The sequence below is a fragment of the Haloarcula sp. CGMCC 1.6347 genome, assembly GCF_037078395.1.
Taxonomy (GTDB): domain Archaea; phylum Halobacteriota; class Halobacteria; order Halobacteriales; family Haloarculaceae; genus Haloarcula; species Haloarcula amylolytica.
Window position 1 is genome coordinate 296,663 of sequence record NZ_JAYMGX010000001.1, and the last position, 18,168, is coordinate 314,830.

General features: G+C 63.7%; 22 protein-coding genes. 11 read left to right on the forward strand and 11 right to left on the reverse strand.

The window, feature by feature from the left end:
• Positions 1-91 precede the first annotated feature (91 nt).
• From VI340_RS01605 to VI340_RS01625, 5 genes are all read left to right on the forward strand, one after another.
• Positions 92-1,135 (forward strand): substrate-binding domain-containing protein, encoded by a 1,044-nt coding sequence (locus tag VI340_RS01605; protein WP_008310951.1) that lies wholly within the window; start codon positions 92-94, stop codon positions 1,133-1,135.
• 5 nt (positions 1,136-1,140) lie between these two features.
• Positions 1,141-1,845: an ABC transporter permease gene (locus VI340_RS01610; RefSeq protein ID WP_008310949.1), complete on the forward strand. Its 705-nt coding sequence runs from the start codon at positions 1,141-1,143 to the stop codon at positions 1,843-1,845.
• The gene (locus VI340_RS01615; protein WP_336357641.1) at positions 1,842-2,657 is read left to right on the forward strand and encodes an ABC transporter ATP-binding protein; all 816 of its coding nucleotides are present in this window, start codon (positions 1,842-1,844) and stop codon (positions 2,655-2,657) included. The genes VI340_RS01610 and VI340_RS01615 overlap by 4 nt, the downstream gene beginning before the upstream one ends.
• 338 nt (positions 2,658-2,995) lie before the next feature.
• A complete protein-coding gene (gene tnpA / locus VI340_RS01620; RefSeq protein WP_008310947.1) occupies positions 2,996-3,385 on the forward strand; it encodes an IS200/IS605 family transposase in 390 nt (129 codons plus the stop codon).
• A gap of 2 nt (positions 3,386-3,387) precedes the next feature.
• Positions 3,388-4,542 (forward strand): RNA-guided endonuclease InsQ/TnpB family protein, encoded by a 1,155-nt coding sequence (locus VI340_RS01625; RefSeq protein ID WP_008310946.1) that lies wholly within the window; start codon positions 3,388-3,390, stop codon positions 4,540-4,542.
• Between the two features lie 14 nt (positions 4,543-4,556).
• On the opposite strand, the gene purQ is transcribed toward VI340_RS01625, so the two are convergent.
• From purQ to VI340_RS01640, 3 genes are read right to left on the reverse strand one after another with little or no spacing between them, the layout of a single operon-like run.
• Positions 4,557-5,234 (reverse strand): phosphoribosylformylglycinamidine synthase I, encoded by a 678-nt coding sequence (gene purQ, locus VI340_RS01630; RefSeq protein ID WP_336357642.1) that lies wholly within the window; start codon positions 5,232-5,234, stop codon positions 4,557-4,559.
• 55 nt (positions 5,235-5,289) lie between these two features.
• Complete coding sequence (gene purS / locus VI340_RS01635) at positions 5,290-5,544, reverse strand: phosphoribosylformylglycinamidine synthase subunit PurS (protein ID WP_008310930.1); 255 nt, start codon at positions 5,542-5,544, stop codon at positions 5,290-5,292.
• A 51-nt stretch (positions 5,545-5,595) separates the two neighbouring features.
• Complete coding sequence (locus VI340_RS01640; RefSeq protein WP_336357643.1) at positions 5,596-5,976, reverse strand: GAF domain-containing protein; 381 nt, start codon at positions 5,974-5,976, stop codon at positions 5,596-5,598.
• Positions 5,977-6,133: 157 nt separating this feature from the next.
• On the opposite strand from VI340_RS01640, the gene VI340_RS01645 reads away from it, so the two are divergent.
• On the forward strand, positions 6,134-7,117 hold the full coding sequence (locus VI340_RS01645; protein ID WP_008310926.1) for a formyltetrahydrofolate deformylase: 984 nt from the start codon (positions 6,134-6,136) through the stop codon (positions 7,115-7,117).
• 15 nt (positions 7,118-7,132) lie between these two features.
• On the opposite strand, the gene VI340_RS01650 is transcribed toward VI340_RS01645, so the two are convergent.
• Positions 7,133-8,167, reverse strand: coding sequence for a phosphoribosylaminoimidazolesuccinocarboxamide synthase (locus VI340_RS01650; RefSeq protein WP_336330605.1), 1,035 nt, complete (start codon positions 8,165-8,167; stop codon positions 7,133-7,135).
• A 162-nt stretch (positions 8,168-8,329) separates the two neighbouring features.
• On the opposite strand from VI340_RS01650, the gene VI340_RS01655 reads away from it, so the two are divergent.
• Together VI340_RS01655 and cofH are read left to right on the forward strand one after the other, a co-directional pair.
• Positions 8,330-9,346 (forward strand): sodium:calcium antiporter, encoded by a 1,017-nt coding sequence (locus VI340_RS01655; RefSeq protein ID WP_008310923.1) that lies wholly within the window; start codon positions 8,330-8,332, stop codon positions 9,344-9,346.
• Positions 9,347-9,460: 114 nt separating this feature from the next.
• Positions 9,461-10,813, forward strand: a complete 1,353-nt coding sequence (gene cofH / locus VI340_RS01660; RefSeq protein ID WP_336357644.1) for a 7,8-didemethyl-8-hydroxy-5-deazariboflavin synthase subunit CofH — start codon at positions 9,461-9,463, stop codon at positions 10,811-10,813.
• A gap of 202 nt (positions 10,814-11,015) precedes the next feature.
• Here cofH and cofG read toward each other — a convergent pair whose 3' ends face one another.
• From cofG to VI340_RS01685, 5 genes are all read right to left on the reverse strand, one after another.
• Positions 11,016-12,122 (reverse strand): 7,8-didemethyl-8-hydroxy-5-deazariboflavin synthase subunit CofG, encoded by a 1,107-nt coding sequence (gene cofG / locus VI340_RS01665; RefSeq protein ID WP_336357645.1) that lies wholly within the window; start codon positions 12,120-12,122, stop codon positions 11,016-11,018.
• A gap of 33 nt (positions 12,123-12,155) precedes the next feature.
• On the reverse strand, positions 12,156-12,779 hold the full coding sequence (cofC, locus tag VI340_RS01670; RefSeq protein WP_008310919.1) for a 2-phospho-L-lactate guanylyltransferase: 624 nt from the start codon (positions 12,777-12,779) through the stop codon (positions 12,156-12,158).
• The gene (locus tag VI340_RS01675) at positions 12,779-13,555 is read right to left on the reverse strand and encodes a hypothetical protein (RefSeq protein ID WP_008310918.1); all 777 of its coding nucleotides are present in this window, start codon (positions 13,553-13,555) and stop codon (positions 12,779-12,781) included. Before VI340_RS01675 ends, cofC begins: the two co-directional genes overlap by 1 nt.
• Positions 13,533-14,714, reverse strand: coding sequence for a tubulin/FtsZ family protein (locus VI340_RS01680; protein WP_005536054.1), 1,182 nt, complete (start codon positions 14,712-14,714; stop codon positions 13,533-13,535). The genes VI340_RS01675 and VI340_RS01680 overlap by 23 nt, the downstream gene beginning before the upstream one ends.
• Before the next feature lie 137 nt (positions 14,715-14,851).
• Positions 14,852-15,751 (reverse strand): complex I NDUFA9 subunit family protein, encoded by a 900-nt coding sequence (locus VI340_RS01685; RefSeq protein ID WP_008310917.1) that lies wholly within the window; start codon positions 15,749-15,751, stop codon positions 14,852-14,854.
• Positions 15,752-15,890: 139 nt separating this feature from the next.
• Between VI340_RS01685 and tmk the strand changes: the two genes are divergently transcribed.
• Positions 15,891-16,478 (forward strand): dTMP kinase, encoded by a 588-nt coding sequence (gene tmk, locus VI340_RS01690; RefSeq protein WP_008310916.1) that lies wholly within the window; start codon positions 15,891-15,893, stop codon positions 16,476-16,478.
• Here tmk and VI340_RS01695 read toward each other — a convergent pair.
• Both VI340_RS01695 and VI340_RS01700 read right to left on the reverse strand, forming a co-directional pair.
• Positions 16,475-16,795, reverse strand: coding sequence for a hypothetical protein (locus VI340_RS01695; RefSeq protein WP_008310915.1), 321 nt, complete (start codon positions 16,793-16,795; stop codon positions 16,475-16,477). The two genes, tmk and VI340_RS01695, sit on opposite strands and share 4 nt — an antisense overlap.
• Before the next feature lie 52 nt (positions 16,796-16,847).
• Positions 16,848-17,078, reverse strand: coding sequence for an Lrp/AsnC family transcriptional regulator (locus VI340_RS01700; RefSeq protein WP_008310913.1), 231 nt, complete (start codon positions 17,076-17,078; stop codon positions 16,848-16,850).
• Between the two features lie 140 nt (positions 17,079-17,218).
• Here VI340_RS01700 and VI340_RS01705 point away from each other — a divergent pair, with 140 nt between their 5' ends.
• Together VI340_RS01705 and VI340_RS01710 are read left to right on the forward strand one after the other, a co-directional pair.
• A complete protein-coding gene (locus VI340_RS01705; protein WP_008310911.1) occupies positions 17,219-17,905 on the forward strand; it encodes a potassium channel family protein in 687 nt (228 codons plus the stop codon).
• A 2-nt stretch (positions 17,906-17,907) separates the two neighbouring features.
• Positions 17,908-18,138, forward strand: coding sequence for an Lrp/AsnC family transcriptional regulator (locus VI340_RS01710; RefSeq protein ID WP_008310909.1), 231 nt, complete (start codon positions 17,908-17,910; stop codon positions 18,136-18,138).
• Positions 18,139-18,168 lie beyond the last annotated feature (30 nt).

An 18,168-nucleotide genomic window follows, 5' to 3' on the forward strand; every position in this document is an offset into this window, starting at 1 on the left:
CGTTGCCGCGCGGGACCTGCGACCCCGCTGAGGACCAGTGTGACAGACATCACCATCAACAATTAAGAACCCTGCCGCCGTCGTTATGTCCATGTCGATGCAACGCCGACGCTTCCTCGCATCACTGGGGGCCGCCTCCGTGGTCGGGCTCGCTGGCTGTGCTGGCGAGAGCGACCCCAGCGGTTCGACGGCGACACAGACCGGTGGCGGGGCGGACGGACAGTCCGGTGGGGCACAGACCGGTTCGGGCCAGATCGGCGACGGTGAATTAGTCCTCGCCACGACGACGAGTACCTACGATACGGGACTTCTCGACGCGCTCCATCCTGTGTTCGAGGAGAACTACGGCGTGACGATGAAGACCATCCCGAAGGGGACTGGCGCGAGCCTCCGGACGGCGCGGGACGGCGACGCCGACGTGATCCTCGTTCACGCTCGCAACGCCGAGGACAAGTTCATGCAGGACGGCTTCGGCGTCAACCGCCGGGACGTGATGTTCAACGACTTCGTCATCGTCGGCCCGGAAGACGACCCCGCAGGCATCAACGGGATGGAAAGCGCCACCGAGGCGTTCACGACCATCGCCGAGAGCGAGTCGACGTTCGTCTCGCGGGGCGACGACTCCGGGACGAACAAGAAGGAACTGCTCGTCTGGGACGAGGCCGGCACGGACCCCAGCGGCGAGTGGTACCGCGCCGTCGGCAAGGGGATGGGCGATACGCTCGTGCAGGCGAGCCAGACCGGCGCATATACGCTCGCCGACCGCGGGACTTACCTCTCGATGCAAACCGAGATCGACCTCGCGATTCACGTTCAGGGGCCGCTGCAAGGAGGTCCGGTCATCCTCAAAAACCCCTACGGCGTGATGGCGGTCAACCCCGCGAAATACGACGACGTGAACTACGAGGCGGCGATGGCCTACATCGGCTTCCTGACGAGTCCGACCGGACAGTCGATGATCGCCGACTACACTGCCAACGGCTCGCAGTTGTTCTTCCCCAATGCCATCGCCGAGGAGCCGAACTTCGGCCAGTACGTCCCGCAGGGGTACACGGCACAGCAGGCCAGCAGCCTCTCACCGCAGGACAAAGAGTACCTCTACTGGGTCGACGAGCAGGTGCCGGCCGACTACTGACCCCGATGATTCCACTGCAAGCACAGCTCCCGGACGGCGGCTGGACGTACGTCGTGAGCATCGTGGCCGTCTCGCTGTACGTCAGCCTCACCGCCGTCGGTCTTAGCACGCTGTTCAGCCTGCCCGTCGCGCTCGGTATCGGTTTCACCGACTTCCGCGGGAAGCGGCTGGTCACGGCCGTCGTCAACACCGGCATGGGGTTCCCGAGCGTCGTCGTCGGGCTGGTCGTCCTCATCCTCCTGTCCAACAGCGGCCCGCTGGGGAGCCTCGACCTCGCGTTCACGCCGCGGGCGATGATACTCTCCCAGTTCATCCTCGCGACGCCGGTCCTGCTGAGCGTCAGCCTCTCGGCGGTCGAGGGCGTCGACCAGTCGGTGCGCGACGCGGCCTATGCGATGGGCGGGACCCGAGTCGACGTGGGGCTGGCGGTCATCAAGGAGGCCCGTTTCGGCATCGTCACCGCGATTCTCGCCGGGTTCGGTCGGGCCATCAGCGAGGTCGGGTCGATACTTATCGTCGGCGGCAACATCGTCTACAGCGACGGCCAGTCCTACACCCGGACGCTGACGACGGCGATAACGGTCGAAGCTCGGCAGGGCCGCTACGAGGTTGGTCTGGTCCTCGGCGTGATCCTCCTCGCGCTCGTCCTCGCCGTCAACGGCCTCGGGTCGTGGCTCCGGAACCAGGGCCGGGGTGAGCGGTCGGTATGACACTCTCCGCGACCGACGTGTGCGTGGGCTTCGGCAACTCTCCCGTCCTCCGGAACGTCTCGCTGGCGGTCGACCCGGGCAAAGTCGTCACCGTCGTCGGCCCGTCCGGCACCGGCAAGACGACGCTGTTGCGCCTGCTTGCGACCTTCCGCCGACCCGACGATGGAACGGTCGCATGGGACGGCGACGATATCTGGGCGATGGCCGACGACGAGCGACTGGGTATCCGCCGGCAGGTGAGTATGGTGTTTCAGGAGCCGAGCCTGTTCAACGCACCCGTCCATCGGAACGTCTCCTACGGCCTGCGCGTCAGGGAGCCCTGGCGAGCCCGAATCCGACGCAGCATCGGTGAACTCGTCGGTTCGTCACGGCCCGCCGATACCGTCACGTCCGCGCTCGAAACGGTCGGGCTTGCGGACTCGGTCGACCAGAACGCGCTCTCGCTGTCCGGCGGCGAGGCCCAGCGGGTCGCGTTCGCGCGGGCGCTCGCCGTCGATCCGGCGGTCATGCTGCTGGACGAACCCACGTCGAACCTCGACCCGCACAACACGGCGCTGCTCGAAAACGCCATCGAGCGGGCGCGGGACCGCGGCGTCGGCGTCATCGTCGCCACCCACGACATGCACCAGGCGAAACGCATCTCAGACCGAATGGCCTTCCTTCACGACGGCGAACTGGTCGAGACCGGCCCGCCCGAGCAGTTGTTCGAGGACCCCACCGACGCCCGGACGGCACGGTTCCTCGACGGCGAACTGCTCGTCGGTGACCGGGAGAGGTCGCGCGTGCCGCAGTCGCCCACAGCCGACCCATAACTGGCGATTTCACTTACACTCCGGTAAGCATGTGCTTATACGGCTTGACCCACAAAGCTGGAGTAGGGACCGCCGGACTATGTCACACGCTCCGCTGGTCCCTTCCCCTTTGAAACGAAACCGGATAGCGATGCGACTACGCGTCCGGGTCAGATCTTCTGTGAAACCACCGCAATGAAAGCCGAAGCTGCCGGTGTTACAGCGGTAGCGAGGCGAAAGCCCATCGGCTTTAGCCGTGGGATGAAGCCGACAACTGGGAATCTATCCACGCTCGTAGCCACGACTGGGGTTAGATGTTTGCCTAACATCTTTAGGTGAGTGACATCTATATACTGACGATGCCTCGTGGGTTCGACAGGGAACGTACCAGCGTCCACAAACTCCAGTACCACTTCATCTGGTGTCCGAAATACCGTAAATCGGTGCTTGAGGGCGAGGTACGTACCCGCCTCGAAAAACTCATCGAAGAGAAAGCCGACGAGCTCGGGTTAGAGATACTGGAATTGGCGATTCGCTCCGACCACGTACACTTGTTCATCACAGGCGACCCGACGCTCGCCCCGAACAAGATAATGCAACAGGTCAAGGGCTACTCCTCACGCCGACTTCGGGACGAGTTCGACTTCGGTTTGCCGTCGCTGTGGACGCGCTCGTACTTCGTCTCAAGTGCGGGCGACGTATCCAGCGAAGTCATCGAGGAGTACATCGACGCCCAAGCAGGTGAGTAGCCATGAAACGGAACGTCTCAACCACGGTTCGGGTTAAACTCCACTCACTGACAAACAGGAAGACTGACTTGCTCGCCCGTGAGTATGAGGCGTTCCAGACTGAGGTACACGGTGGAGACGCTGACCTGTACTCTGCAACCGACCAGCAGGCGTCGAAAGTACAACGGCAGAAAGACCCAAATCCCGGTACGGAACAACCTGTCGTCCTTCGCAACGACGTGTTCGATGTGGCCTACGACGAAGACACCGTTCTCTCGTCGTGGTGGGTGAAAGTCCCTGTCTACGACCCTGAGAAAGGACAAGGCAACTCCATCTGGTGTCCGGCCCACGTCCCACAAAAAGACGAACAACTCGTCCGTGAGGGGAATCTTCGAGACAGCGAACTGGTGCGCCGTGACGGTGACTGGTACGTGCATCTCGTCGTCAAGCGATCTGTGACCGTCCAAGACGAGTACGACGACGTGCTGGCTATCGACATGGGCGCACGGTGGGTCGCTACCTGCGCGTTCCTCTCTGACCGCAAAACCACGTTCTACGGCGAGGAAGTGCGCCGTATCCGCGAACACTACAAGCAACTGCGCAAGTCCATCGGGAAAGCCAAACCCCGACAGGGACAGCAGGTGGTTGAGCGTATTGGGGACGCCGAAGCACGGAAGGTAGACGACCGTCTCCACAAGATCGCTCGCTCGATTGTAGAGGATGCCGAGGAACGGAACGCGGTCATCGTCGTGGGCGACCTTGGCGGGATTCGCAAGGACAACGACAAGGGCCGATACGTCAACGACAAGACCCACAAGATGCCATTCGCTCGCTTGCTGAACTACATCGAGTACAAGGCCCAGGGCGCGGGTATCGACGTGCAACTGGTCGAAGAATACGACACGTCGAAAACGTGCAACCGCTGTGCCTGCGAAGGTGTCCGAACAACGCAGGGGCGTTTCGAGTGTCCCGAATGTGGGCTTGATGACAACGCAGACAAGAACGGTGCGCTGAATATCGGCAAACGAGCCTTGGGCAAGTTCTTGAAACCGCTGTCCGAGGCGGGGGCTGTACTGGCACAGTCCGAAACGCAGGTCATCGTCCAACGCGACGACGAACCTGCGAACCTCTCTGTTTCCGTGGATTCAACCCCCAGTGGGGGAACCCCACGGCTTTAGCCGTGTGGAGGATGTCAGTCGGCGAAGCCCTCGAGCACGCCCTGGCCGTCGGTCCGGCCCAGATCCGAAAGCGTCGCCCGCTCGGGGTGGGGCATCATGACGGCGACGTGGTCGTCCTCGCCGGTGACACCGGCCACGCTGTGTTTCGAGCCGTTCGGATTCGCCTCGGGGGACACGTTGCCGTCCTCGTCGCAGTACTTGAACAGGATTCGGTCTTCGGATTCGAGTTCGTCCAGTCGGTCGTCGGTAATCTCGTAGCGGCCCTCGCCGTGGGCGATAGGGAGTTCGACGACCTCGCCCTCCTCGTACTGGCTGGTCCAGGGCGTGTCGGCGTTCTCGACGCGCAGGTGGACGTGTTCACACTGGAACCGGGCGCTCTCGTTTGTCGTGAACGCGCCGGGGGTCAGCGACGACTCACAGCCGATCTGTGCGCCGTTACAGATGCCAAGCACCGGCGTTCCTTCGCTCGCGGCCTCGCGGACTTCGGCCATGATGGGCGAGCGGGCGGCCATCGCGCCGGCACGGAGGTAATCGCCGTAGGAGAAGCCGCCGGGGAGAACGACCCCGTCGACATCTTCGGGGAGGCCGTCCTCGTGCCAGACGAGTTCCGCGTCGAAATCGAGCGATGTCAGGGCCTGCACGGAGTCGCGGTCGCAGTTCGAGCCGCCGAACTGGATGACGGCGATGGTCACGCGAGCCACCTCCGCGTGTTAGAATAGGGCATCGCCGTCAGCTTCGAGGCGATGGTCATTCTGTCTCGGTCACCTCGATGTCGTAGTCGTGGATGGTGGGGTTCGCCAGGAGCCGCTCGGCCATCTCTTCGGCGCGTTCGGCCGCGTCCTCGGCGCTGTCGGCGTCGAGGTCCAGCTCGAACACGTCCGCCGAACGGAGGTCGTTCAGGTCGAAGCCGAGGCGCTCCAGAGAGCGCTGTGTCGTCTCGGCTTCGGGGTCGAGGACGCCCCGCTTGAGTCGAACGGTGACAGTCGCGGTAAAGGCAGTCATTACTGGCAAGCGAGCGGGCAGCGGAGAAAACGCTTGTGTTCTCCCGGCAGGTCACGTCCCGGCGCTGACCGGCGTCCAGTCGGACGGCTGGTCGGTCAGCCCTTTGACCCGGATGTCGAGGTCGCCCGCGTCAGCGTGCAGATACCGGTGGGGACTCGCGTGTAGCCGCTGGCGTACGTCGAGATCGGTCCGCGTGTAGCGCCGCGGCTCGCCGTCGGTACAGTACACTGCGCCGATAGCCCGCCCCTCCTTGTCCGTGATTCGCACGCCGGCGTAAGACCTGCTGTCGAGCCGTTTCAGTGCGTCAACTTCGGCGAAGCGAGGGTCCTCGTGGGTGGCCTCGGCGACCATCGCCCCGCCCGAGAGAATCGTGTGGGTGCAGATGGAGTCCTCGCGGGAGCGCGTCCGCCGTTTCCGCGCGCTCGTCGGCATCCGGGTGAGCACAGAGAACGGTCGGCGAATCACTCGTCACGGCCGTACATACACGGACGGATACACAGAGCGTCGGTATCCACGCTAGGTGGAAAACGAAGGCTTTTGCCGAGGGACTGCCGACTCTGGGTCAAATGAATCACGACGCTGTCCGGAGGTGGGTATCGTGACGCGCGGTCTGACTGAGATCACGGTCGTCGGTGAGGACGACACGGGTCTCATCGCCGAAGTGACCTCGCTCCTGTTCGAGCGCAGTATCAACATCGAGGACCTCGACCAGGCTGTCCGGGAGGGCGTCTTCCGGATGACCATGCGCGTCGACACGTCCGAGATGGTGACGACGGAGGAGAAACTCCGCGAGGACCTCACCGAACTCGGCGACGAACTCGGCGTCGACGTGCAGGTCCGGTTCCCGTCTGACCGCGAGACACAGACCATCGCTGTCCTCGTCACGAAGGAGTCACACTGTCTTGAGGCGCTGTTCGAGGCCTGGGCCAACGGCGACCTCGGGGCCGACATCGAAGTGGTCATCGGCAACCACGACGACCTCGAACCGCTGGCGGCCAAGTACGACGTCCCGTTCCACGACATCGGCGACGAGAAGGGGACGCCAGACGAGCAACAACTGCTCGACTTGCTCGCGCAGTATGACGCCGACCTCATCGCGCTGGCCCGGTATATGCGCATCCTCTCGCCGGACGTCGTCTTCCGCTACGAGAGCCGCATCATCAACGTCCACCCGAGCCTGCTGCCCGCCTTCCCCGGCGCGTCGGCGTACATGCAGGCCATCGAGGAGGGCGTCCGCATCGCCGGCGTCACCGCTCACTACGTGACGACGGACCTCGATCAGGGACCGATCATCACCCAGCGCGCGTTCAACGTCCCCGACGACGCCACCGAAGAGGAACTCCAGCAGATCGGCCAGCCGCTGGAAGCCGAGGCGCTCATCGAGGCCATCAAACTCCACCTCAACGACGAGGTGAACGTCCACCGCGGCCGGACGAAGCTTCGGGACCCCGAGGAGACCTCCGCCCAGCTCGGCGCACCGGAGAAACTCGACCAACTGAACCCCGACCGCCCCATCGACGGCCTCGGCGAGTTCGTCGCCGAGGACGACGGTGAGATCGAGGCTGACGACTGAAGTTCTTCTCCCGATTCAGAGTTCGCTAGCGGCGCTAACGGCTTCGTCGAGTGACGGCGCGTCGAACACGTCGCCACCGACGTAGGCGTTCGTGCCGGCGCAGTAGAGGTCTCGCGCGACCTGAATCACGCTCTCGTCGAGCGACTGCGGCGATTCGTCACAGAGGGATTTCCAGTCGGCGACGCCCTCCGCGTCGGCCTGCTGTTTGGCCTCGCTGACGGCCTCGACCCACTCGGACTGGGTGCGCTTGTGGTACTGGCGGATGACCTCCTTCGAGACCTGCTGCCCTTCGTAGGAGAAGCGGTTCTCGTCGAACGTGCCGACCACGTCGGCCACGCGGATCTCCCCGTCGTAGTACAGGCATTCGATTTTCCCGTCCTCGTGGACCAGATCGGCCTCGGCAGCCTGCTGGGTGACGATGTGGTTGACCGCGCGGGCCAGTTCTTCCAGGCGGTCGATGCTGGCCGTCCCGGCGATCCGGTCGGCCGCCTCGCGGTCGAGATACCGGTCCTGCTCCTCGTATTTCGTCGAGAACTCCACGATCGGTTCGTCGAGGTCCACGACCTCCTCGGGCCAGGTGTCGTAGTCGAGGCCGTGGTCGGCGGGCTCGGTCCGGGACCGTAGCGACGACCCGACGCCGACACGGTTCCGGAAGACGATCTCCAGGGGGATGAGGTAGTTCTCGTCGGCCGCCCCGTGGTAGGCGTCGTAGTCGTAGCGCCCGTCCTCGAAGGGGAGGTCCGGGACCTGTGTGAGTTCGATGACCATCTCCTCGGGGGCGGCGTCGGCCGACAGCGCCTCGCCGAGGTCCAGCACCTCGTCGCTGTCGGGGAGCCTGACGCCCTCGTAGTGTGTCGGGACGTGGTTCTCCTCCAGCAGTTGGAAGTTGTACGCGCCCATCGTACACAGCGACGCGCCCTTGTCGGGGATCTGGTCCGGCATCTTGCCCCAGTCGAACACGGAGTAGTCGTCCGTGAACACGAACGCGCCGCGGCCGAGGTCCTCGGCCGTCGCCGGTTCGTCCACGCGGAATTCCTTGACGCTCGTCATTGTGCCCGCCTTTCGGGCCGGGGACAAAGACGTTTCTCATACTGTCGGCTGTAAGTCTGTAGAGCATTTCGCCACCGCGAATATCTTAAAATAGTTACAGCCGACAGCATCACTCGCGCTCGGAAGGCAACGTTTTCCGTCGGGCTGTCGACTGACCGTCTGATGGCTTCCAGTCTGTTGGTCGAAGTCGCGATCATCGTCGCCGCGACGGCAGCGATCTGGAAAGGGAGCGACTGGCTCGAATCCTCGAGCGAACGTCTCGCGACGTACTACGGTCTCCCGGAAGTCGTTCAGGGCGCGATCATCGTCGCCGTCGGGTCGAGCTTCCCGGAGGTCGCAGCGGTCGTGCTCTCGGCGCTGGACGGGTCGATGTCTCTCGGTGTGGGCGCAATCGTCGGCTCGGCGATTTTCAATATTCTCATCATCCCCGCAGTCGCGGGCATCGCCACGGACGACGAACTCGAATCGAGTCGGACGCTCGTCTACAAGGAGGCGCAGTTCTACATGCTCGCCGTCTCAGTCCTGCTCATCACGATGGCGCTCGCGGTCATCTACTACCCCGGCGAGGCGACGCTTACGGGCGTCATCACGCGGCCGCTGGCGGCGATTCCGCTCGCGCTCTACGGACTGTACGTCTTCATCCAGTACCAGGACACGGCCGACCACGACCCGGGGGAAGACTGGACCGCCGGTATCTCTGTCGGGCGGCAGTGGCTCTTTCTCTTGCTCGGCCTCGCGGTCATTCTCGTGGCGGTGGAGAGCCTGGTCCACTCCGTCAAAGTCATCGGCCGGGCCGCCGGCGTCCAGGAGTTTCTGCTCGGCGTGACGATTCTGGCGGCGGCGACGAGTCTCCCCGACACGCTCGTCAGTGTCAGAGCGGCCCGCGACGACCGCGGGGTCACGTCGCTCGCGAACGTCCTCGGCTCGAACACGTTCGACCTGCTCGTCGCCATCCCGCTCGGCGTCTTCATCGCCGGCGCGTGGACCGTCGACTTCGCGATGGCCGTGCCGATGTTCGGTGTCCTGACCGGGGCGACGATTCTCCTGTTCACCGCCCTCCGGACCGACCTCGTGTTGAGCGAACCCGAATCGTATGTGCTACTCGTTGCCTACGCGGCCTTCGTCGCCTGGATCGTCGTCGAGACCGCGGGCTGGGTCGACGGCGTATTACCGACCTGACCTATCGCTCCCGGAACTGCAGCCGCTTGCGTCCCGAAACACGGGGACCTGTCGACCTTGTGGACCATGTGCGTACCCATACGTTTTTGACCGTTCTTTCCCTCCTGTCCAGCAATGCCGGACGTCCCAGAGACCGTCGGTACGCCGGACGGCTCCGTCGAGTTCGAGCACCGTCCGACGACTGCCCAGTCGTTCGAGAACGCGCTCGCCAAGGCGAGAAACGGGACGCGACTGACAGTCGACGACGCAGTCGAACTCCTCACGACGGGCACCGACCGGGACGGCATCGACCACTACCGGAAAGAGCAGGTACTCGAAGCGGCTGACCGACGCCGGGCGGAGGTCGTCGGCGACGAGGTCACCTTCGTCGCGAACCTCAACAACAACGTCACGACGGCCTGTAACACCGGCTGTCTGTTCTGTAACTTCAAGGACCGCTCCGAGCAGTTCCGCAGCGACTCCCAGGAGGACCACGGCGGCTTCACGAAGACGCCGAGTGAATCCCGCGAAATCGTGCGGGACGCCCTCGACCGCGGCATCTACGAGGTCTGTTCGGTATCGGGGCTCCATCCCGCGCTCGCGCTGGACGACGAGCACCGGGAGATACTGGAGACGAGCGACCGCGGGGACCTGAACTACCGCTCCCCCGACGAGTACGAGAAAGACCCGGCCACCTACTGTGAACAGATTCGGGCGATGAACGTCGGCGACGTCCACCTCCACTCGATGACGCCGGAGGAAGCCTATCACGCCCGCCGCGGCACCGACTGGTCCTACGAGGAGGTGTACGGTCGCCTCCAAGACGCTGGCCTCGACAGCGTGCCCGGTACCGCCGCCGAGATTCTCGTTGACGAGGTCCGGGACGTCATCTGTCCGGGCAAGATCGGGACCGACGAGTGGCTCGAAGCGATGGAGGCGGCCGCGTCGGTCGGCCTCGACATGACCTCGACGATGATGTACGGCCACGTCGAGAACGAGCGCCACCGCGCGCTGCATCTGCAGCGCATCCGCGACCTGCAGGACCGGACCGGGGCGATCACTGAGTTCGTCCCGCTCTCGTTCGTCCACGAAGAGACGCCGCTGTACGAGCGTGGCATGGTCGAATCGGGTGCGACTGTCGACGAGGACGAACTGCTGATCGCCGTCTCGCGGCTCTTCCTCGACAACGTCGACCACATCCAGTCCTCGTGGGTCAAATACGGCGACACGCAAGGACTGAAGATGCTCACCTGCGGCGCGGACGACTTCATGGGGACCATCCTCTCCGAGGAAATTACCAAACGCGCCGGCGGCGACTACGGCGAGTTCCGGTCGTTCCAGGAGTACGCCGACATGATTACCGCTATCGGGCGGACGCCTGTCGAGCGGTCGACGGACTACGAACAGCGCCGCGCCATCGACCCCGACGCCGACGTGCTCGGCCCGCAACTCGGGCCACAGGCTGACGGAACGCCGTTGCTCGACTGAAGTAGTGGACCACGGCTGGGCACTGGCCGTGGTCGACGTGGTAGAGTATTCTGCCTGGCACTGCTGTCAGAGGCACGTCCAGGCATGATATGTATTGGTATGCCAGTATATGTGTAGCTACGGCCTAGTCGACTAGGCGAGTGATGTCCAGTATCCGTTCTGACTGTGACGGCTGTTCATGCGCAGAGGCCAGTGGGCGGGATCACACGCTCGCCGGATTCACGCCGCGGTCCAGTATCGACCGGAACCGTTCGCCGTTGTCGTCCTCAGCCTCGATAGCCGCCTCGATGGGCTCCGAGAGCCAGCCGTCGTCGACGAAGCGGTCGTAGACCGGCAACCGCTCGCTCAGTGGCACCTCGGCGGCCTCGGCGACGGCCGTCAGTTCCTGCAGTGCGGGCCACTCGTACTCGGGGTTGATGTGGTCCACAGTCACTGGGGAGACGCCGCCCAGGTCGTCGATACCGCAGTCGGTCAGGTCCCGGGCGGGCGCGAGGTTCGGCGGAACCTGTACCGACACCTCCTCGGGAAGCGCTGCGCGAGCCATCGCCGTTACCCGGCGCATCGTCGCCAGGTCGGGAGAGCCGCCCTGCCAGCGCTCGTTCTCGACGACGGGCTGGACGATGACCTCCTGGATGTGGTCGTAGCGCTCGTGCATCTCGCGGATGGCGAGCAGGCTCTCGGCGCGGTGGTGCCAGTCCTCTCCGATACCAACGAGGATGCCGGTCGTGAACGGAACGCCGAGTTCGCCGGCCACGCGGAGGGTGTTGAGCCGCTGGCCGGGGTTTTTCGCCCGCGGGCCGCCGTGGGCCTGGACAGCCGTGGTCGTCTCAAGCATGACGCCCATCGAGGCGTTCAGGTCGGCGACGTGGGCCATCTGCTCGCGCGTCTGGTCGCCCGGATTCGCGTGCGGGAGCAACCCCTCTTCCAGCGCGATCTCGCAGGCCTCCCGGAGGTATTCGTGAATAGAGTCGTGGCCCCACTCGGCGAGCTGGTCGTGGACGGCGGTGTAGCGGTCGTCCGGATCGTCGCCGAAGGTGAACAGCGCCTCAGTGCAGCCGGCGTCGGCCCCGCGGCGGCAGGTCTCGCGGATCTCCTCGCGGTCCATCAGCTCTGCTTGCCCCGGCGGGTCGTAGTACGTGCAGTAGGTACAGGTGTATCGGCACGCGGTCGTCAGCGGCAGGAACACGTTCCGGCAATAGGACAGCGCCGACGCGGCCTCGATGTCCCCGGGCATCACCGACAGCAGGCGCTCGATGTCGGCGTCCGAGATCTCGATGTCGATGTCGTACGCGTCCGTGCCGGGTATCACGTCCCGGGGTGTGCACCCCACGAACAAAAACCTTCACTCGCGGCTCGCGGTGACACGACCGTCTGTGAGCGACAGACTGAAACCGGCGTCAGTGAGCCAGTCCGCGGCCGCGCCGTCGCTGTGTAGCAGCACTTCAGCGAGGTCGCCCGGTTCGTCGATGTCGGTCGCGAGCCGCCGGGAGTCGACTTCGGTCACGGCGGCTCCCTCGTCCCGGGCAATCCGCCGGTGGTCACGGATCGACGCGCCGTGGTAGTCGACCCTGAACCCGGGGTGGCGACTGACGAAGGCGTTCGTCCCGCCGCCCAGACCCGGGGCCAGCACGACGTCGGCGTCGGGGGCGAGCAGTCGCTCGATGCTTTTCGGCGTTACGAGCGGCAAATCCGCCATCACGACGGCAAGTGCGCCATCGCCGTCAGTCACTGTCGACGCGAGCAGGTCGTTGACGAGCGGGTCGAGCCCGCGGTCGTCGACAGTGAGCGGTGCGGCACAGCCGAGCGGCGCTGTCGAGATGACTTCGGGTTCGTGGCCCGCCGCTGTCACTGCGTCGACGACGTCTGCAAGCATCGCTTCGGTAAAATCACGGCGCTCGTCGGGAGAAAGAACGGACGCAAGTCGCGTTTTGGGGTCAGACCCCGAGACGGGGACGACGAGACGCATTACAGCTTGGAGTACTCGTCCTCACTCATCTGAGTGTACGCGTAGTAGCCGCCACCGACCAGCAACAGGAGGACGACGAGTCCGCCGCCGACCAGCAGGAGCGTTCGCTGGGTCTGAGCGCTCTGCTGGGCCTGCTGTGCCTGACTTTCGGCCTCCTCGGCGAGGTCCTGGGCGTTCTGGAAGTTCCCGTTCTCGTAGGAGGAGATAGCGCTACTGACTAGATCCTCGGCGTCTTCGTTCCCACCGGCTTCGTCGATTGCGGCCTGCGCGTCGTCGATTGCCTGTCTGGCCGCTTGGCTCTCTTCAGTGTAGTGGTGGGCGGTGTCGTTGCGGAACTCGTCCTCGTTGCTCCCGCTGATCCGACTGAGCGAGGCAACCCGATAGTTCTGTGCCGGGTCGTACGTGTAGTTCGAGATGGCCGGCGTCGTGCCGACGAGTTCGATGCGAACCTGGTCTCCGTTATTGTCGATCTCCAGGTCCTGCTCGAAGGACTGGTCGCCGTAGGTTTCTTGGCTCACCTGGCTACCCGCACGCAACACAGTGACCGTCCAGCTAACGTCCTGGAGTTCGGTCGAGCCGGCGAGCGTCCACTCGTTCGGTGCGTCGGTGAACGGGTCGTCAATCGTGTACGTCACCGACACCTCTTCCTCGACGGCCGTCTCGCTCGGGACTCCCTCGGCAGAGACAGAGAACGCACTCGCTGTGCCGGCGGTCGCGAGCAGCGCGACAACACAGAGGAGTGCGGCGGTCTTGTTAGAACAGCGGATCAAGTTCATCTTCGTCGTCTTCGACTAAGTCCTCTAAGTTATCTTCGCTTTGGTTACGGATATCATCGATGTTGTCCTGTGCCTCGATGGCGACCTGCTGGAGTTCCTTGATTCGTGGAACGTTGTGGACGCCGGCCAGCAGAATGGACGCGGCCACTTTCGGGGCGTTGGTCGGATAGTCGCCACCGCGGACCTCCATCGAACCGGTCTGCTCCTCGAGCCACTTCCGGCCGCGCTCTATTCCCTTCCGATTCAGGTGCTCTGGCGGCCCTGCCATCACGAGCAGAGCACGCTCCGCACCTTCGATCTCACAGGGGAGCGTCAGCCTGCCGAGCGCGGCTTTCCTGACGAGCGACGTGATACGGTTCGTCGTGTTCGCCGTGTCCATCCCGTCGTCAGACGAGTCGTCGCCCTTGAACCGCGAGAGCAGGCCGCCGCCGCCGGAGGATACCTCGACGTCCTCGGAGGCGTAGCCAACGGTGGACACGCCGCCGCCGTCGAGCGTGTTGATGATCTCGGAGGAGTCGACGACGCTTTCGGCGACGTTGTCGCCGGCCTCGATCTCGCCGGCCCCGAACAGCACGCCGAAGCGTCGGACGATCTCCTCGTTGATGTGATCGTAGCCGCCCTCGACGGACTCGCCGGTCTGTCGCCAGGCGTCGTTGTCGAACACCATCAGATTGTCCACCTCGCGCACGAACGTCTGGAACGACCGAGCGGCGTTGAGGGTGTAGATGCCACCCTCGTCGCTGCCCGGCAGGACGCCCAGGCCGTACACCGGTTCGGTGTAGATGCGTTTGAGGTGTTTCGCGACGACCGGCGACCCGCCCGACCCCGTCCCGCCGCCGAGACCGGCGACGATGAGGAAGGCGTCGACTTCGTGGACAGGGATGTTGTCGATCGCGCCCTGAACCTCGTCGATGTCCTCTTCGGCGATTTCCGCGCCGAGTTCGTTGTCTGCGCCCACGCCGTGGCCCTTAACGCGGGCCTGGCCGATGAGCACTCGATTCTCTTCCGGAATGTGTTCTAGCCCAAGCAGGTCTGCTTTCGCTGTATTGACCGCAACAGCCGAGCGGACGATTCCCGAGCCGGTCTCCTTGTCGTACTCGAGGAATTTGTCCACAATTTTGCCACCGGCCTGCCCGAAGCCGATCATCGCCAGTTTCATTATATAGTTCTCCGCTTAAAGGGTCAAAGAGCGATAGCGAGTATAAGTGTTTTGCCCGGATCTCAGCCCTGAAAGCCAGGATTGAAAATCAATACTAGCTAACACAACTCTCTTTAGGAGGTGGCTACTGTCGACGCTTATCCGTGGAGGTATCCGCTGAGTGTCGTTAAAGAGCCACTACTGGCTCCGAACGCGTCGATTTCGTTCGTTGTCGGAGTGTTATCGAATTTGAGTGAGCGGTACTGGTCGGCACCCATCGGGAACCCGACGCTCCCCAGCACAGAGAGACCGACCTTCGCCAGCGGCATCGGGAGCGGGACGATGCTTACCGACGATCCCTCGGCATCGTACACCTGATTGGTCACGTCTCTGAGCGTCAGCACTTCCGGCCCACCGATCTCGTAGGTCTCGCCGACGTGTTCTTCGGATTCGATACTGTCGACGAGCATCGGCACGAGGTCACCGACCCAGATGGGCTGGAACTTCGTCTGTCTACCGCCGCCGGGGAGCGGATACAGCGGGACGCCCGGCGCGAACATTCCCTTGAGGCGCTTCGTGAAGGAGACGAACTCCCCGCCCTCACCGAAGACGACCGACGGCCGGAAGATGGTCCAGTCCAGCGAGGACTCCGTAACGACCTGCTCGGCCCGACCCTTCGACCGGATGTAATGCGTGTCGCCATTGGGGTCCGCACCCAGCGCACTCAACTGGACGAACCGGTCGACGTCGTGCTCTTCGGCGGCTTCCACGCTGTTTTCGGTCCCGCCGAGATGGATGCGTTCGTGCATCTCGTCGCCGCCGTCCGGCTTGAACAGGGGCGACAGTGCGACCAGGAAATACACCGTGTCCTGGCCCTCGAACGCGCTCTCGATGCTGTCGTACTCCGTGACATCCCCGGCAACAGTTTCGACACCGCTGGGAAGCGTCGCATCCTCCGGTGACCGGGACAGCGCAGTGACCGTGTGTCCCTGGTCGTCGAGTTCACGGCACAGGTGTTGCCCGATGAATCCAGTCCCGCCGACGACAAGTACATTCATAGACTCCAGTACGGTCGGTAGAACCGTAAAGGTGGGCGTGTTTGTTCGGCTAACCGGCCCGCAGTCCGGCCACTTGTGTCAGCCTACGGATGCACTGTCCGGTCGGGGCGCTTACGTCCCCCCACACGGATTGTGAGGTATGCTCGTCACGCTCGAAGGATTGGACGGGAGCGGCAAGACGACCGTGTGGGAACGGCTCCGAAGCGACGACACGGTCCCCGATGACACCGTGTTCACGCGCGAACCGACCGACTCCTGGTACGGGGACGCCGTCCAGCGCTCCATCGACGACGACGACGCGGACTCGCTGGCCGAACTGTTCCTCTACACTGCCGACCACGCCGCGCACCTCTCGAACACGGTCCGACCTGCGCTCGGCGAGGATCGACTCGTCGTCTCCGACCGCTACAGCGACTCGCGGTACGCCTATCAGGGTGCGACACTCGAAGCTAGTGAGACGTTCGACGACCCACTGTCGTACGTCCGGGAGGTCCACGCCCCCTGGACCCGTCCGCCGGACCGGACCGTGTATCTCGACCTCGATCCCGAAACCGCCGCACGGCGAAGCGGCGCGACGAACAAGTTCGAAACTGCTGACTATCTTTCGACGGTTCGTGACAACTACGAGCGACTCATCGACGCCGACCCGGAGCGGTTCGTACGCGTTGACGCGACCGCCGACCCGGACACCGTGTACGAACGCGTTCGAGCGGCGATTCTCGATTAGTCCATCGACGCCGGCAGTTCGACCTCGTCGGGGGCAGGCATCCAGAAGTAATCGAACGTGATTCCGATAGCGAGCGGAATGACGACTGTCATGAGGATGACAGCCGTCTGACTCCCGAGATCCGCGCCGAGTCTGAACACACCGCTCAATACGAGGAGGATGACGACCATGACCACCGGACAGAGGAGCAGCGAGTAGACGATACTTCCCCACCGCGTGTGCAAACGGACGCGGAAAAAGCGCGTCATGAGCGCCGTCACAGCACTGTTGACCAGCACGATGACGAGCAGGCCGATAATACCGGCGACACTGACCATGTTCGACGTAGGGCGGCAAGTCCCTTTGCCGTGTCGGAAAAACGTGGCTCGCTCACTCTAAACAGATGTACGTGCGCGTGTCAGCGACACCGTTGAGATCACGGACGTGACCTGCGACCGACTGCATGATATCGTACACCTCCGTGCCCGTCGCTTCGGCGATGATATCGTACTGCCCAGCGACGATGTGTGCTTCGGTGATGCCCTCGGCGTCGCGAACTGCCGCAAGAAGTTCTTCTGATTTGCCGGCAGCGGTCTTGATCATAATGAACGCGCTAACCATATTGTGGTGTGTCGTATCATAGCACGAAAAAGCTTCCGTCAGGGGACAACAACGGCTTTGTTGTTTGATAGCGTGGTCAAGGCGTCCGGTGGTTCCACCGGGTGGGTACTTTTATTCACCCCCGCCCCATAGGAGCGTGTATGCGATTCGTTATCGTGGGTGCAGGTCGTGTCGGACTGCGGACGGCTCGCGTCCTGCAAGAGAGTGGCCACGAAGTTGTCCTCATCGAACGCGATGAGAACGCGGTCGAGCGCGCGCGGACGGCTGGCTTCGAGGTGATCGCGGGTGACGGCGCTATCGAGGAGACGCTCGGTGGCGCCGACCTCGAAGCTGCCGACGCGCTCGGCGCGCTCACCGGCGACCTGAACGACAACTTCGTCGCCTGTATGATCGCCAAGGAACACGGCTGTCGAACCGTTATGCGCATCGACGAGGACTACCGCGAGGAGATCTACCGACGCTACGCCTCCGACGTCGACGAGGTCATCTACCCCGAACGGCTGGGCGCTATCGCCGCGAAGAACGCGCTGCTGGGCGGGAACATCCGCGCAGTCGCCGACATCGCACAGAACCTCCAGCTCGTGGAGTTCACCATCCAGAAGCAATCGCCGATGGAGGGGTACTCACTGTCGGAGTTGGAGCTTCCGTCGAATTCCCGACTGATGGCGCACGGGAAAGGCGAAGCCCCGCTCGCCATTCCCGACCCGGACGAAACACTGGAGGCCGGCGACCGGGTCGTGATACTGGCCGACTTCGAGACGCTCTCCGACGTCCGTAGTATCGTTGTCGGTGAATCAGAGCCCGCGACCGCGCTTGGAGGTGCCTGAACATGGTTATTGCGTACGTGATGGTTAAAGCCCACACCGGTGATGCGGACCGTCTGAAAAGTGATATCGAAGCCGTCGACGGCGTTGCCGAGGCCCACATCGTCGCCGGTGACGTCGACTTCATCGCAAAAGTGAACGTGGAGACGCCCGCCGAAGTCAAGGACGTCGCAGCGACACATATCCAGGAAATCCAGGGCGTCGAAACGACACAGACCTACATCGCGATGGACTAAACGACGCGGCCACGGTTTTCGGCGCTCTGA

Bases quoted from the DNA above. Each gene is read 5' to 3' on its own strand.
- VI340_RS01605 (WP_008310951.1), top strand. From the start codon at position 92: ATGTCGATGCAACGCCGACGCTTCCTCGCATCACTGGGGGCCGCCTCC.
- VI340_RS01610 (WP_008310949.1), top strand. From the start codon at position 1,141: ATGATTCCACTGCAAGCACAGCTCCCGGACGGCGGCTGGACGTACGTC.
- VI340_RS01615 (WP_336357641.1), top strand. From the start codon at position 1,842: ATGACACTCTCCGCGACCGACGTGTGCGTGGGCTTCGGCAACTCTCCC.
- tnpA (WP_008310947.1), top strand. From the start codon at position 2,996: ATGCCTCGTGGGTTCGACAGGGAACGTACCAGCGTCCACAAACTCCAG.
- VI340_RS01625 (WP_008310946.1), top strand. From the start codon at position 3,388: ATGAAACGGAACGTCTCAACCACGGTTCGGGTTAAACTCCACTCACTG.
- purS (WP_008310930.1), bottom strand. From the start codon at position 5,544: ATGACTGCCTTTACCGCGACTGTCACCGTTCGACTCAAGCGGGGCGTC.
- VI340_RS01640 (WP_336357643.1), bottom strand. From the start codon at position 5,976: ATGCCGACGAGCGCGCGGAAACGGCGGACGCGCTCCCGCGAGGACTCC.
- VI340_RS01650 (WP_336330605.1), bottom strand. From the start codon at position 8,167: ATGACGAGCGTCAAGGAATTCCGCGTGGACGAACCGGCGACGGCCGAG.
- VI340_RS01655 (WP_008310923.1), top strand. From the start codon at position 8,330: ATGGCTTCCAGTCTGTTGGTCGAAGTCGCGATCATCGTCGCCGCGACG.
- cofH (WP_336357644.1), top strand. From the start codon at position 9,461: ATGCCGGACGTCCCAGAGACCGTCGGTACGCCGGACGGCTCCGTCGAG.
- cofC (WP_008310919.1), bottom strand. From the start codon at position 12,779: ATGCGTCTCGTCGTCCCCGTCTCGGGGTCTGACCCCAAAACGCGACTT.
- VI340_RS01675 (WP_008310918.1), bottom strand. From the start codon at position 13,555: ATGAACTTGATCCGCTGTTCTAACAAGACCGCCGCACTCCTCTGTGTT.
- VI340_RS01680 (WP_005536054.1), bottom strand. From the start codon at position 14,714: ATGAAACTGGCGATGATCGGCTTCGGGCAGGCCGGTGGCAAAATTGTG.
- VI340_RS01685 (WP_008310917.1), bottom strand. From the start codon at position 15,751: ATGAATGTACTTGTCGTCGGCGGGACTGGATTCATCGGGCAACACCTG.
- tmk (WP_008310916.1), top strand. From the start codon at position 15,891: ATGCTCGTCACGCTCGAAGGATTGGACGGGAGCGGCAAGACGACCGTG.
- VI340_RS01695 (WP_008310915.1), bottom strand. From the start codon at position 16,795: ATGGTCAGTGTCGCCGGTATTATCGGCCTGCTCGTCATCGTGCTGGTC.
- VI340_RS01700 (WP_008310913.1), bottom strand. From the start codon at position 17,078: ATGGTTAGCGCGTTCATTATGATCAAGACCGCTGCCGGCAAATCAGAA.
- VI340_RS01705 (WP_008310911.1), top strand. From the start codon at position 17,219: ATGCGATTCGTTATCGTGGGTGCAGGTCGTGTCGGACTGCGGACGGCT.
- VI340_RS01710 (WP_008310909.1), top strand. From the start codon at position 17,908: ATGGTTATTGCGTACGTGATGGTTAAAGCCCACACCGGTGATGCGGAC.